This window comes from Catenuloplanes japonicus (assembly GCF_000717135.1).
In the GTDB taxonomy this organism is placed as follows: Bacteria; Actinomycetota; Actinomycetes; order Mycobacteriales; family Micromonosporaceae; genus Catenuloplanes; species Catenuloplanes japonicus.
This window is the reverse complement of the sequence record NZ_JNXY01000009.1, coordinates 363,603-378,488: the sequence shown is the minus strand read 5'-3', so window position 1 is coordinate 378,488 and position 14,886 is coordinate 363,603. Positions and strand designations below refer to the sequence as shown.

Annotated in this window: 8 protein-coding genes; 4 read left to right on the top strand and 4 right to left on the bottom strand. The window is 72.7% G+C overall.

All coding sequences use genetic code 11. From position 1 onward, the window contains the following. Positions 1-40 precede the first annotated feature (40 nt). Together OP04_RS16520 and OP04_RS16515 are read left to right on the top strand one after the other, a co-directional pair. Positions 41-1,816: an HSP90 family protein gene (locus OP04_RS16520; protein ID WP_157239894.1), complete on the top strand. Its 1,776-nt coding sequence runs from the start codon at positions 41-43 to the stop codon at positions 1,814-1,816. After that, positions 1,813-4,650, top strand: a complete 2,838-nt coding sequence (locus OP04_RS16515; RefSeq protein WP_033340519.1) for a tetratricopeptide repeat protein — start codon at positions 1,813-1,815, stop codon at positions 4,648-4,650. The genes OP04_RS16520 and OP04_RS16515 overlap by 4 nt, the downstream gene beginning before the upstream one ends. Here the strand turns inward: OP04_RS16515 and OP04_RS16510 are convergent. The 4 genes from OP04_RS16510 to OP04_RS16495 all read right to left on the bottom strand — a co-directional run bounded on the left by OP04_RS16510 (position 4,634) and on the right by OP04_RS16495 (position 9,762). Next, positions 4,634-4,918, bottom strand: a complete 285-nt coding sequence (locus OP04_RS16510) for a hypothetical protein (protein WP_033340518.1) — start codon at positions 4,916-4,918, stop codon at positions 4,634-4,636. The genes OP04_RS16515 and OP04_RS16510 overlap by 17 nt on opposite strands. Positions 4,919-4,993: 75 nt before the next feature. After that, positions 4,994-6,160, bottom strand: a complete 1,167-nt coding sequence (locus tag OP04_RS16505) for a hypothetical protein (RefSeq protein WP_232323609.1) — start codon at positions 6,158-6,160, stop codon at positions 4,994-4,996. A gap of 415 nt (positions 6,161-6,575) precedes the next feature. Beyond that, complete coding sequence (locus tag OP04_RS16500; protein ID WP_033340517.1) at positions 6,576-8,162, bottom strand: amidohydrolase; 1,587 nt, start codon at positions 8,160-8,162, stop codon at positions 6,576-6,578. A 10-nt stretch (positions 8,163-8,172) separates the two neighbouring features. Next, complete coding sequence (locus tag OP04_RS16495) at positions 8,173-9,762, bottom strand: methyl-accepting chemotaxis protein (protein WP_033340516.1); 1,590 nt, start codon at positions 9,760-9,762, stop codon at positions 8,173-8,175. 119 nt (positions 9,763-9,881) lie between these two features. Between OP04_RS16495 and OP04_RS49715 the strand changes: the two genes are divergently transcribed. Both OP04_RS49715 and OP04_RS16480 read left to right on the top strand, forming a co-directional pair. After that, positions 9,882-11,678 (top strand): tetratricopeptide repeat protein, encoded by a 1,797-nt coding sequence (locus OP04_RS49715; protein WP_157239892.1) that lies wholly within the window; start codon positions 9,882-9,884, stop codon positions 11,676-11,678. 187 nt (positions 11,679-11,865) lie between these two features. Beyond that, a complete protein-coding gene (locus OP04_RS16480; RefSeq protein ID WP_051798050.1) occupies positions 11,866-14,529 on the top strand; it encodes a fibronectin type III domain-containing protein in 2,664 nt (887 codons plus the stop codon). The last annotated feature ends 357 nt before the right edge of the window (positions 14,530-14,886 follow it).

Here is a 14,886-nt window from a genome sequence, read left to right as displayed (position 1 = left end):
CCGGTATCTTGTGCGCCTGTCGGACATGGGGGAGTCATCCGTGAGCAACACGTTCCAGGTGGATCTTCGGGGCATCGTCGACCTGCTCAGCCACCATCTCTACGGCAGCCCGCAGGTCTACGTGCGCGAGCTGCTGCAGAACGCGGTCGACGCGATCACCGCGGTGCGGCACGCCGATCCGGACGCGTCCGGCGAGGTCGTGATCGAGTCCGCGGACGTGACCGGCGACGGCACGCTGCGGATCAGCGACAACGGCATCGGCCTGACCGAGGCGCAGGTGCACGAGCTGCTGGCCACGATCGGCCGCAGCTCCAAGCGCGACGACCTGGGTTTCGCGCGGCACGAGTTCCTCGGTCAGTTCGGCATCGGGCTGCTGTCCTGCTTCCTGGTCGCGGACGAGATCCGGGTGCACACGCGCCGCGGTGACGCCGCGCCGGTGATCTGGACCGGCTTCTCCGACGGGCGTTACGAGGTGAAGCCCGGCCCGGAGCGCGAGCCCGGCACGTCGGTCACGCTGATCCCGCGCCACGGCGCCGCGCAGTGGCTGACCGGGCCGGAGGTGACGCGGCTGGCCGCGCTCTACGGCTCCATGCTGCCGATCGAGGTCACGGTCGACAGTGAGCGGACGACAATAGGCACGCCGCCGTGGGAGCTCAAGGGCAACAAGCGCGAGAGCCTGATGCGGTACGCGGAGAGCGTGCTCGGCTTCACCCCGTTCGACGTGATCGACCTCGACGTGCCGGAGGCGGGCCTGTCCGGCGCCGCGTTCGTGATGCCCACGCCGATCAACCCGGCCGTGCGCGGCGGCCACCGTGTCTACCTGAAGCGCATGCTGCTGGCCGAGGCCGTGGAGGGCCTGCTCCCGGAGTGGGCGTTCTTCGCGCGCTGCGTGGTCGACTCCACCGAGCTGCGCCCGACCGCGAGCCGTGAGGCGCTCTACGAGGACGGCCTGCTGGAGTCCGCGCGCGAGGCGATCGCGGACCAGTTGCGCGGCTGGCTGGTCCGGCTGTCCGCGACCGACCCGCGCCGGCTGGCCGAGTTCCTCTCCATCCATCACCTCGGCGTGAAGGCGCTGGCGCTGCACGACGCGGAGATGCTGCGCCTGGTCGAGCAGTGGTGGCCGATGGAGACGAACATGGGCCGGTCCACGCTCGCCGAGTTCCGCGCCCGGCACGGCGTGATCCGCTACGCCGCGACGCTGGACGAGTTCCGGCAGCTCGCAGCCGTGGCCGCGGCGCAGGACGTGGGCGTGATCAACGCGGGGTACACGTACGACGCGGACATCATCGAGCGGCTGCCCGCGCTGGACGCGGAGATCCGGGTCGAGCGGCTGGAGCCGACGGACCTGACCACGAGCTTCGACGCGGTCGACCGGGAGACGGAGCTGCGGCTGCGCCCGTTCCTGACCATCGCGCAGCGCCGGCTGGACCGGCTCGGCTGCGAGGTCGTGGTGCGCGCGTTCGAGCCCGCGTCCCTGCCGAGTCTCTACCTGGTGTCCCGGGCGGCCGCGTTCCACGGCGAGTTCACCGCGACCCGGGAGAAGGCGGACGACCTGTGGGGCGGCGTGCTGGACGCGCTGGCCGGGTCCGCGCCGCCGGACCGGCCGCAGCTGGTGCTCAACCACCGCAACCCGCTCGTCCGCCGGATCACCGCGCTCGCGGATCCGGAGCTGACCGCGCTCGCGGTCGAGTCGCTGTACGGCCAGGCGCTGCTGCTCGGGTACCACCCGATCCGTCCGGCCGACGCGGCGCTGCTGAACACGTCCTTCCTCGGCCTGCTCGGCCGGGCCGTCCCGGGATCGGGGGATCCGGCATGACCAATTCGGCGCAGGAACTCTGGGGTCTGCTCGCGCAGGCCGACGACATGCCGTTCGGCGCGGCGCGGATCGCGCTGACCGAGCAGGTGATCCGGCACGCGGACACGGCCGGCGATCCGGAGCTGAGCTTCGTCGCGCGCATGCAGGGCACCAAGTCGTACATCTACGGCGGCGAGCCGGCGAAGGCGTTCGTCACGTTCTCCTGGTGCCTCGGCGAGTTCGACCGGAACCCGGCGCCGTACCACGCGCGCTGGGGCCACACGCTGCTCTGGTACTTCAAGAACATGGTCAGCCAGATGACCTCGTTCCCGGAGATCCCGGCCGCGCGGATCAGCGCGGTGCTGGACGACATGGAGCGCCGGTACCGCGAGGGCGGGCACAGCCTCCAGGCCGTCTACAAGTACCGGTACGTGCTGGCCCGGCACATCGGCGACGAGGACGCGGTCGCCTCCTGGTACGAGCGGTGGCAGACCGGCACCCGCGACGAGCTCTCCGACTGCGAGGGCTGCGACCCGACCGGCAAGGCCCGGCACCTGGTCGACCTGCGCCGCGACGAGGACGCGATCGCGGTGGCGGAGCCGGTGCTGGCCGGGCGCCTGACCTGCACCGAGCAGCCGCAGAACATGCTCTCCACGATCATGGACTCGTACGTGCGGGTCGGCCGTCACGACGAGGCGGTGGACGCGCACCGGCGGGCGTACCGGCTGGTCCGGACCAGCCTCGCGGACCTGGGCGACGTCGGCGAGCACATCGCGTTCTGCGCACGGACCGGCAACGAGCACCGCGGCCTGGAGATCCTGCAGCGCCACGTGGACTGGCTGGACCGGGCGCCGTCCCCGGCCGCGGCCATGCAGTTCGCGTCGTCGGCCGTGGTGCTGCTGCGCCGCGCGGTCGCGCTGGGCCACGGCGACACCGTGGTGCACCGCACCGAGCGCGGCGACACCACGGTGGCCGCGCTGGCGGACGAGCTGGCCGCGGAGGCGCGGGAGATCGCCACCCGGTTCGACGCGCGCAACGGCACCGACCGGCAGTCCCGCCGGGTGGAGGACACGATCGGCGCGGAGCCGTTCGGCGTGGTCCTGGCGCTCTCCCCCAGTGCTCGTTCCGCCGCGCCGGTGCCGCCGGTCCCGTCCCGGCCGGCGCCGCCGCAGACCGAGGTCCCGTCCGGCGCGACCGCGGAGCAGCTCATCGCGCTGGCCGAGGACGAGGAGGAGGCGGACCGGCCGGCGGACGCGATCCTGGCCGCGTTCGACGCGCGTTTCCCGGAGCCCTCCGACGTCGCGCTGGCGGCCCGGCGGGAGGCGCTGCGCGGTGGTCAGCACTGGCACGCCCGCGACGCCGCGGCCGCGATGGCCGCGTGGGAGCGGTCCGCCGCGCTGTGGACCGAGGCCGGCGACCCGGGCAAGGCCGCGACGATGACCGGCCGGGTGGGCGCCACCCGGCTGATGTTCGGCGACGAGGAGGGTGCGGCCGCGGTCGAGGCCGAGGTCGCGCACCGCGAGGAGCACGGCGGCACGCCGAAGGAGATGGCGACCGCGTACTCCCGGCTGGCCGTGCGGCACCTGGCCGCCGAGGACCCGGAGGCGGCGCTGGTCGCGCAGGAGCGGGCGGACACGTTCCTGGCCGAGGTCGACGAGCCGCGCTGGCACGCGCAGTACGCGTTGCGGCGCGCCCGGATCCTGTCGGCCGGGCACCGGCACGAGGAGTCCGCGGAGGCGATCGGCCGCGCCCTGATCTTCTTCCGTGAGCACGGGCCGGACGGCATCCTGGCCGGCGCGCTGCTGATGGCCGGGCAGCACGCGCCGGAGCCGGAGCACGCGCTGGCCCGCTTCGACGAGGCGCTGGCGCTCGGCGACCCGGACACCACGATGAACGCGCGGCTCGGCCGGGCGAACGCGTTGCTGCGCCTGGACCGGCCGGCCGAGGCGGTGCCGGAGTTCATCGAGGTGGTGGCGCTCTGCACGGAGCAGGACCTGCTGCCGGCCGCGGCCATGGTGCGGCGGGATCTGGCGGAGGCGTACCAGCGGGCCGGGCGGCTCACCGAGGCGGCCGAGGTCGCGGAGGAGGCGCTGTCCGAGCTGCGCCGGCTGGGTGAGGACGGCCCGGCCGACGACGCGCAGCTGCTGCTGGCGAACACGTACCGGCAGCTCGGCCAGGAGAAGACGGCGCTGGCCCACTACGACACGCTGATCGCGCGGATGACCGAGGAGGAGAATCCGGCCGGCCGTGGCCAGATCCTGGAGTACGCGGCCGAGGTGCTCTACGGCGCGGACCGCGACGACGAGGCCGCGGAGCGGTTCGCCGAGGCCGCGGCGGACCTGCACGAGGCCGGCAACCTGATCGGCGAGCTGCGCGTGCTGCGCCGCCGGGTCGCGGCGCTGCACTTCGCGGACGAGCCGGAGGAGGCGATCGACACCGTCGAGACGGCTCGCGAGCGGGACGCGGCGCTGCCCGAGGACGCGGCCGCGCACCCGCAGGTCGTCTGGGAGCGCCACATGATCGCCTGGGAGGCCGGCCGCGTGCTGATGTCCCGGGGGCGGTACGCGGACGCGATCCCGTATCTGATCGGCGCGTCCGCCGCGCTGCGCGAGATCGGCGCGACCCGCGAGGCGGACAACCTGGCCGGCATGCACGCGGAGGCGCTGTTCCGGTCCGGCGACCCGGCCGCGGCCGAGCCGGTGCTGCGCGAGGTGCTGGCCGGCCTGGCCGCGGACGCGGAGCCGGAGGAGGTGCAGCTCCCGGCCGCGCTGCTGGCCGAGGTGCTGGACGCGCTGGACCGCAAGGACGAGGCCGCCGCGCTGCGCGACCGGCACGGCATCACCGGGCGCGACTGACGCCGTCGTCGCAGGGGGCGGGCCGGACCTCGGTCGCGACCAGGTCCGGGCCGCCCCGCCCGTCCTCCACGATCGGCTCGTACCGCAGATAGACGCAGTCGCCGACCTGGTAGCCGCGGAACAGCTCGGTGCCGTTGCCGCGGGCGAAGCAGCGGTCCGCGACGCACACGGACGGCGTCAACTGCGAGATCTCGCCGTGCAGCGTGTCGGTGCGGGCGCACGCGCCGAGCAGCAGCAGGAACACGAAGAACGGCAGCCGGTGGCGCATGTCACCTCCCTGCAGAAAAGATAACGCCGCCCGGACCCGTTGGGGCCCAGGCGGCGCTGTCGCGTGGTGCGCGAGTTACCGGGTGACGCGGATCCGGACCACGTCCAGGGCCGGGGTCTGGTTGGCGCGCTCCATCATCGGGATGCGGTGCGAGCCGTCACCGGCCCAGACCGCGCACTGCACGGTGCCCTCGGCCGGCATGCCGGTGACGTTGATCGTCACGGTGTCCGGCTTGGCACCGCCCGCGCCGTCCTCGGTCGCGACGAAGAACGCCGGGGCCGGGGCCGGGTCGGGTGCCTCGTTCTGGCTGGCCAGGATCCGGCAGGCGGTGTGGAAGTGGCCGCGGACCAGGCCCTTGTTGTTCAGGAACGAGCTCTCCAGGTAGTAGCCGCCGGCCGCCGCGCCGAGGAACCGGTCCCGGACCAGGTTCCGCGTGCTGACCTGCAGCTGGAACTGCTGCCCGACGCGGACCCGCTCCGGCGCCTTGACGATCAGCAGCGACGGGTTGTTGGCCGCGGCACCGACCTCGCCGAACTCGGTGTCGACGCAGCGGTTGCCCTCCTGGAAGCCGGTGTGCTTCTGCAGCTTGGAGGAGTCACAGGAGTCGCCCAGGATCTGCAGGCCGTTGGTGCCGTTGCCCGCGTTGCCGTTCCCGTTGTTGTTGCCGTTGCCGTTGTTGCCGGTCGCGGCCGGCGTCGGCGTGAGGCCGGTGGTGACCAGCGTGCAGTCGGCCAGCGCCTCCAGCCCGGTCGGCTTCTGCGCGACCCGGCCGATCGCGATCGCGATCCGGTCGAGCGTGGCGATGCGCTTGCTGCGCAGCGGGCCGAGGATCGCGTTGTTCACGAAGTTCGCACCGCCCTGGCCCTGCGTGTCGATCAGGCGCTTGTTGGCCTCGTCGATCTGGGTCTGCAGCAGCGCGAGGTTACGGTCGACCTCGGCCTTGGCCTGCGCCGGGACGGCCGGCAGCTTGTCCGCCACGGTCGGGCAGCTGATCGTGTTCTTCGATGCGGGCGCCGGCGAGGCCGGGCAGGCCGGGACCTGCCCGTCGCCCCAGTGGTTACGGACCGTGCGGCCGTTCTGCTGCGTGGTGGTCGTGTCCGCACCGCCGGGAGCACGTCCCTCGGGTGCCGCCTTGCCGCAGTTCTGCGACACCGGCTTCGGATTCCACCGCCGATTCCAGTTGTTCCAGGTGCCGGCATTCGCGAGCGACGTCACCGCCAGTCCGCTGCCGAATACCGCCACGACGGCCACGGTCGCGACGATCCATTTCCGGCGCCGCAACGCCACGCCTATACCTGCCCCGCGCCCCGACCTGCGCACTGTGCACCGTCCCCAAACCCGTCGCTGACCTGCAGATCCTGCAGGCTCCAAGCGAAGCTCAAAGAATCCTTTGAGCAAGTTAGAAGTCGAATCCGGGCAGCGTCAAGCGGTTGTGGTCTGCAAGGAAAAACAAATGCAAATCCACAGTCGATCTTTAAGAAAACTTATATTTCCGCACGCAACCCCGGGGGTTAATCCGAACGGGGGATCGGCCATGGTTCAACGAAACCGCAAGAATTTTTGTGAATTTTCCGCGGCGACGGAAAGGCCGAGGCTCGACAGTAACCGGCTGGCATCAACCGCGTACAGATGCTTCATCCGTATCGGTGAATTCTGCTCAATACACCCGCGAACCGCCCACATAGGTGCTTCGCACCCGGGTCAGCCCGATCTCCGCGGCCGGGCGCGCGAACGGGTTCCGGTCCAGCACGGCCAGGTCGGCCAGCATCCCGGGCGCGATCCGGCCGGTCACGTCGTCCCGGTGGCTCGCGAACGCGCTGCCCTCGGTGTACGCGGTCAGGAACGCGCCCAGCGTCAGCGCCTGGTCCGGCAGGAACGGCCGGTCGGCCGGCTCGCCCGGCGCGGTCCGGTTCACCGCCACGTGCGCCGCCCGCAGCGGGTCCGGGCTGCTCACCATCCAGTCGCTGCCCGCGGCCAGCCGGGCGCCGGCGCGCGCCAGGTCCGCGAACGGGTACTGCCGCGCGGCCAGCACCGGGTCCAGGAACGGCAGCGTCAGCTCGTCCATCTGCGGCTCGTGGCAGGCCCAGAGCGCCTGCACGTTCGCGATCACGTCCAGCTCCGCGAACCGGCCGTGATCATCAGGGTGCACGACCTGCAGGTGCGCCAGCTGGTGCCGGTTCCCGCGCGGCCCGTTCGCCGCGCGCGCGGCCCCGATCGCGTCCAGCGCCTCGCGCACCGCCCGGTCCCCGAGCGCGTGCACGTGCACCTGGAAGTCCGCCGCGTCCAGCCGCGTCACGTAGTCCTTGAGCAGCTCCGGGTCGACGAAACTGAGCCCGCTGCCGCACCCGTTCCGGTACGGCGCGGTCATCGCGGCCGTGAAGTTCTCCGCCACGCCGTCCTGCATGATCTTGACGGTCCGGGCCGTGAACCGGCCGCGCGCGGTCCGGCGTTCCCGCAGCTCGTCGAGCTGTTCGAGGCCGCGGTCCCGTTCCCACCAGAGCGCGCCGCTGACCCGCGCCGTCAACCCGCCCGACTCGGCGGCGCGCAGATAGACCGGCAGCAGGTCGCCGTGGCCGTGCAGGCCCGGCCCGACCCACGCGTCCTGCCACGCGGTCACGCCGACCGAGAAGAGCAGCTCCTGGCCGGCCCGCAGCCCCGCGTCCAGCTCCGCGTCCGTGGTCGGCGGGACCAGACGCCCGACCAGGCCGGCCGCGCCCTCGTGCAGCGTGCCCGCGGGGAAGCCGTCCGGCTCGCGCTCGATCCGGCCGTCCGCCGGGTCCGGCGTGGCCGCGCGGATCCCGGCCAGCTCCAGCGCGCGGGTGTTGACCCAGGCGCCGTGCGAGTCGCGGTTCGGCAGGAAGACCGGGCGGTCCGGGACGATCGCGTCGAGCGCGTGCCGGGTCGGCGTGCCACCCGGGAACGCCTCCAGCGACCAGCCGCCGCCGATGATCCACTCCAGGGTGGGGTGCGCCGCGGCGTACCGTGCGATGGCTTCGAGATATTCGCCGGCCGTGCCGAGATCCTGCAGGTCGCAGCGGAGCAGCTGCACGCCGCCCGCGATCGGGTGCACGTGCGCGTCCTGGAAACCGGGCGTCAGCAGCCCGCCGTCCAGATCCACGACGTCCCCGCCGCGCAGCCCCTCGCCGACCTCGGTGATCCGGTCACCCTCGACCGCCACGTCCACGCGCACGTCCGCGCCGCCGATGAACGCGTGCCCGCCGGTGAAGACCGTTCGCTCTGCCACCGGACGATCATCACACCCGGAAGGTCGAGACCAGCCCCTGCAGCTCCCCGGACATCCGGGCCAGCTCCTCCGAGGCCCGCTGCGCCTCGGCCACGCTCTCCGACGTCATCCGCGCGGCGCCGGCCAGCGTCTCCACGCCGGAGGTGATCTCGCTGATCCCGCCCGCGGCCTCGGACACGCCCCGGTTCATCTCGCTGGTCGTCGCGGTCTGCTCCTCCACGGCGGACGCGATCGTGGTCTGGTAGTCGCTGATCCGCGCGATGACCTCGCTGATCTCACCGATCGCGGTGATCACGATCTCGGTGTCCGCCTGCGTGGCCGCCACCCGCGAGCTGATGCTCTCCGTGGCGCGCGCGGTCTCCTGCGCAAGATCCTTGACCTCGCTCGCCACCACCGCGAAGCCCTTGCCCGCCTCGCCGGCCCGCGCCGCCTCGATCGTGGCGTTCAGCGCCAGCAGGTTCGTCTGCTCCGCGATCGCGGTGATCAGCTTGACCACGTTCCCGATCTCCGCGCTGGACTCGCCGAGCTTCACCACGGTCCGGTTGGTCTCCTGCGCCTGGGTGACCGCGGTGCCGGCCACCTGCGCGGCCTGGTTCGCGTTCTGCGAGATCTCCCGGATCGAGGCGCCCATCTGCTCCGAGCCCGCGGAGATGGTCTGCACGTTGCGCGTCACCTCGCCGGCCGCGGACGACACCACCTCCGCCTGCGCGCTGGTCTGCTCCGCGCTGCCGGCGATCTGCGTGCTGGTGGTGGAGAGCTGCTCCGCGGCCGCGGCCAGCGAGTGCGACGCGCCGCCCAGCGACTCCACGGTCCGCCGCATGCCGGCCACGGCACGGTTCAGCGCGCCCGCCATCACGCCGGACTCGTCCCGGGACCGGACCGTCACCTGGCCGGTGAGATCGCCGTCCGCCATCCGCTCCAGCACGCCGGACACCTCGCCGAGCGGTCCGGTGATCCGCCGCACCACGAAGACGCCGAGCAGCGCGGCCAGCACCGTACCCACGACCCAGCACGCCAGCATCGTGTTCCGGCTGGTGCGATAGCTGGACGTGCTGGCCGCGGCCTCCGCCTCGCCGCTCGACGCCTCGAACGCGGCCAGCTCGTCGAACGCGGCGTTCACCGCGTCCACGGTCGGTTCGACGGCCGTGTAGGCGGCCTCGAAACCCGCGCTGTCGCTGTTCGTCGCGGCCGGGATCAGCTGCTCGTCGCGCGCCTTCCCGATCGTGACCAGCCCGTCCGTGATCGTCGCGAACGGCCCCTGCTGCGCCGGATCCAGCCCGAGCTTCTCGTACTCCCCCAGGTCCGACGCCAGCGCGTCCATCGCGACCTGGGACTCCGTGCGCCGCTGGGCGGTCGCCGTGGCCGAGCTCGAGATGTTCATCAGCGCCAGCGAGAAGAGCTCGTCGTCGAACGCGCCCTGCGCCGCGGCCAGCAGCTGCGACGGCCGGAGATTCTCCTCGTAGATGCCGACCGCGTTCTGGTTCGCGGACCCCAGCCCGGCCATGCCCACGATCGCTACCAGCCCGCCGGCCAGCAACGCCACCACCAGCGCCACGGCGAACTTCACGCCGATCCTCAGATCGCCCAGCCACGCACCCATGCCGATACCGCTCCCTTGCGGCTCATCTCCCCAGGCTTCCCCCTATCGGCCACGGAACACGGAAACATGAGAGTTCCGCCCCGGCGCGAACACGCTCCGTTTGTGAAAGCATGTGCCGCGTGTCGCACGCACCACTCTCCGCCGCCGTCAGCCGCGCCCGCGCCGTCCAGGCCGGGGGCGACCTCACACACGGCCGTGAGCTGCTCGAGGACGCCCTGGAGGACGCACGCCGCACGCTCGGCAAGACCCACGACGAGGTGCTCGACGCCGCGCTCGTGCTCGGCACGCTGCACACCCAGGCGGACGATCCGGCGGCCGCGCGACGCGTGCTGGAGGACGCCTACGGCGCCGGTGCGCTGCGCCTCGGCGACGAGGAGCCGCGCATGCTCGCGCTCTCGGTCGCGATCGGCGAGGCCGCGGAGGAGCTCGGCAACCGTCACGAGGCGAAACGTGCGTTCACGCGGGTGGCGCGATTCGGCCCGGCCGCGCTCGGCCCGGACCATCCGATGGTGGCGCGCGCCAGGGCTTACCTGGGCGATGCGGCCCCACCACCAGTTCAAAATCAAGATCAGCATCAGGGGGTACGGCCGGAGCTCGCACCGCCGCAGCCGTCTCCCTTCGCGCCGCCCGTGAGCGCGCAGCCGTCCTTCGCGCCGCAGCCGTTCGCGCCGCAGGTCGTGCCGCAGCCCGACTCCGCGCCGCCGACCATGCCGTTCCGGCAGGTGCCTCAGCAGCAGATGCCGCAGCCGCAGGTCGCGCCGCAGCAGATGCCGCAGGTGACGACGCACCAGATCGGGCAGCCGGACGAGCCGCCGACCATGCCGATCCACCGGGCGCAGCCGCCGGTGCAGCAGCCCGTGTCCGTGCAGCAGCCCATGCGGCCGACCCAGGAGCCCATGCCCCCGGTGCAGTCCGGCCCGTCCGTGCAGCCCGGCCCGTCCGTGCAGCCCGGCCCGTCCGTGCAGCCCGGCCCGTCCGTGCTGCCGGAGCCGCCGACCGCGCCGATGCACACGGCACCGCGGATGGTCCAGCGCCCGGCCACGCCCGTGCGGCCGCAGTCGGCCCCGCCGGTGCAGCAGTACAGCGCACCGCCCGCGCAGCAGTTCTCCGCGCCGCCGGTACAGCAGTACAGCGCGCCGCCGGTACAGCAGTACAGCGCGCCGCCGGTCCAGCAGCACTCGGCGCCGCCGGCACAGCAGTACAGCGCACCGCCCGCGCAGCAGCACTCGGCGCCGCCCGTACAGCAGTACAGCGCACCACCCGTCCAGCAGCACTCGGCGCCGCCGGTGCAGCAGTTCTCGGCGCCGCCCGTCCAGCAGTCGGCGCCGCCGGTGCAGCAGAACCCCTATGCCCCGCAGCCCTACGGCGTGCCTCCGCAGCAGCAGGGGCAGTTCCCGGGCGTACCCTCGCAGCATTTTGAAACCGGGGCGGAGCCCCGGCGCGGACGGGGGACGACGGTCGCGGTGGTGGCAGCGGCGCTCACGGCCGTGGTGGCGGCGATCGTGTCGGTCGGGGTGCTGGTCATGACCAGGGACGACGACACGAACGGTGGCGGGCCGGCTCCGGAGCAGACCGCGAGCGCGACCGCGGAGGCCACGCCGGGGGCGCCCCGGGTGGCCGGTGATCCGCCCGGTGGCGTGAAGCTGGTGGACGACGGCGAGGCCATAACGCTGACCTGGACGGACCCGACCAAGGGCACGGTCCCGTTCATAGTCGCGGGCGGACGGGCCGGCGAGGAGCTGAAGGCGATGGCGAACCTGCCGCCGGGTCGCGAGGACTACGTGATCAACGGTCTCAATCCGGCGCTGGACTACTGCTTCACGATAGTGGCGGTCTACGGCGCGGACGCGGACGAGGTGGCGCCGTCCGAGCAGCGCTGCACCTCGCGGAAATCGGCCGGCGACCCCACGGGCTGACCCGATCGTGACCGATGCGCCACTGGGGGCAGCTTTTGCCGGAGGCACCCCATAAGATGACTCGCGTCTCTCCCCCGGTGCCACTGATCTGCGAAAAGCCCTGTTCCAGCGGGCGATGCACGATGCGTTTCCGCGTCGTTACCCGGGGTGAGGCCGAGACAGTGGACGATGCGTAACGGGGAGAGCTGTGGTCAGCATCGAAGCGACGCCGGGCACCATCGGGCCTCCGCCACCGGCGCGCAAACGCAGGCTGCGCACGCCGGGCGGGCTGGTCACGATCGGCACGGTCGCCGTGCTGGTCGCCGGCATGGCCGCGACCGTGCTCGGGCTGGGCGCGGCCGACCAGGCGGTGGCCAGCTTCGACGCGGCCTCCTGGCTGTGGAGCCGGTCCAAGGGTGAGCTCGCGCGCGCCAACGGCGTGACCGGCCGGGTCGACACCCGGTTCGCGGTCGCCGGCGCGGCCGGGCACCCGATGCAGGTCACCCAGACCGACCGCTTCCTGCTGCTCCGCGACCTGAACACCGGCCTGATCAGCTCGCTGGACCTGGCCTCGCTGCAGACGGTCGCGACCCGGCAGTCCACGGCCGGCGTCGGCGTCACGGTCGCGCTCAACGACGACGCCGCGTTCATCGTCGATTCCGTGCAGGGCGAGATCCGCCAGCTCGACCCGCAGACGCTGGAGCCGGTCGGCGAGCCGGTGCGCTACCCGCCGGGCATCGCGGGCGGCACGTTCGACGGCGAGAGCCGCCTCTGGATCGCGGTGCCGTCCGAGGGCACGGTCTCCGCGATCACGCCAGCCGTGCTGTCCACGGCCGAGCCCGGCGGCGACGGCGGCCAGGGCGCGGGCGGGCCGAAGCTGATCCGCACGCACGGCATCGCCGCGCCGAGCCACGACCTGACGCTGACCGCGCTGGACAACGGCGTGGCCGTGCTGGACCGCACGACGAACACGTTGACCATGGTGCGCGGCGACGCGGAGCCGGTCCCGGTCACGCTCACGCTGACCGGCGTCGCGTCGCTGCCGGAGCGCACCACCGGCTCGCAGATCCCGGTGACGGTCGCGGAGTCCCGCAAGGTCTACGTGGTGTCCGACACCGGCGTGATCACCGAGTTCGCGGTGCCGGGCGACGGCGCGCCGCTGCGCCCGGCGATGGCCTGGGCGGGCAGGTTCTACGTGCCGGAGGACGGCACCGGCGTCGTGCACGTGCTGGACGTGTCCGGCCGGGAGACCGCCACGTTCACGGTCGCGGGTGCGAACGGCGAGCTGGAGCTGGAGGTCCGCGAGAACCACCTCTTCGTCAACGCGCCGAATTCGTCGAGTGCCCAGGTCGTCGACGACAAGCACGAGGTGCGCACGGTCGACAAATATGCGAACGACGTGCTCGGCGGCGACCCGCCGAAGGAGGCGCCCGCGCCCCCGCCGCCGCCCGCGAAGCCGCAGGTCGCCAAGCCCGGTCCGCCGAAGCAGGTGACGGCCGCGGCCGGCAACGCGCAGATCCGCCTGAGCTGGAAGCCCGCGGCGGCGAACGGCGCCCCGATCACGAAGTACGTGGTGGAGGGCGCGGACAAGACCTGGCAGGTCGGCGCGGACCAGCGCGGCCTGCAGGTCGACGGCCTGACCAACGGCGAGACGTACCAGTTCACGGTGTACGCGGTGAACAGCGAGGGCGAGGGCCCGAAGGCGAAGTCGAACCCCGCGGTGCCCACCTCCGAGGTGCCGGACGCACCGACCGAGGTCACCGCGGCCGCGCAGCCGGACGGCACCGTCAAGATCACCTGGCCGGCCGCGAACGGTCAGGGCCTGAAGATCAAGTCGTACGCCGTGAACGCGATCTCGGCCGGCGCCACCGCGCTGGTCGGCCAGGCGGACGGCACCGAGCTGGTCGTCGCCGCCGGCGAGCTGGAGTACGGCACGCAGTACGCGTTCACGGTCACCTCGACGAACGAGCGCGGCGGCTCCTCCGGGGCCTCGCCGGTGAGCGGCACGGTCGTCCCGTTCACCGTGCCGGACGCGCCGGCCGGCCTGGACGCGGCCACGGTCGCGGGCGAGCGCGGCACGATCACGGTCACCTGGACCGCCCCGGCGGAGAACGGCCGCCCGATCACGAAATACCTGGTGGTGGCCGGCGACAAGACCGCCGAGGTCGCGGCCGGCGGCACGAAGTCGAAGCTGACCGGCTTCGGCGACGGGCAGAACGTGGCCGTCAAGGTCCGTGCCGTGAACGAGGCCGGCGAGGGCCCGCAGGCGAGCGCGACCGCGCGCACCGTCGCGGCGCCGAAGGTCACGGTGACCGGCTCGACCGTCACGCAGACCGCGCTGACCGTGAAGGCGACCGTGGACGCGGGCGGCGGCACCGCCACCTGCAAGCTGGTCGCGAGCGGCAAGTCGGTCTCCGGGGCCTGCGCCTCGCTGACGCTGTCCGGGCTGTCGCCGAGCACGAAGTACGATTTCACGCTCACCGCGACGAACGCGGCCGGCAGCGCGAACGGCACGGGCAGCAACACCACGAGCGCGGTCTACGGCCTGGCGGTCTGCTACAACAACACGTCGGCCAACGACGAGGAGCAGCACACCTGGTGCAACAACTCGAACAACGGCCGCCAGGTCTGGGCAACGCCGAAGGACAGTGGCAACCTGATCGGGCGGGCGAGCCAGGAGCAGCGGCTCTCCGCGATCTGCAAGGCCAGCGGTCAGAGCATCAGTCAGTACGTCTACAACAAGGGGAAGGCCGACCCCACCAGCATCTGGATCAAGGTGAACTACGGCGGTGGCACGGGATACATCTCGTTCGCCTGGTTCAACCTTGAGGGGTACGGGATCAACTCGACCGGTCCGCTGCCCGACTGCTGATCCACCCGCGCATCAATGGAACGAGACCGAGATGAGCCCGTCCGCATGACCACCGCACCACCGCACGCCAACGGCTACAGCGGCAACTCCTACGACGACGGCTACGAGTCCGGGCGCTACGGCGCCGGCTCGGGCTACCCGTCGCCGTCCTCGGAGGCGCCGACCGGCCTGCTCCCCGCGGTGTCACCGGCCGGTGGCACCGCCGGAGGGCAACCGGCCGCGCAGTACGACCCGTACGACCGCGGGCAGTACGACGCCGGTCAGTACGGTGGCGGGCAGTACGGGCAGCAGCCGGGCCAGGGCGGATACGGCGCGGGCCCGCAGGGCTACGAGGCCGAGCAGGGCTACGATCCGCCC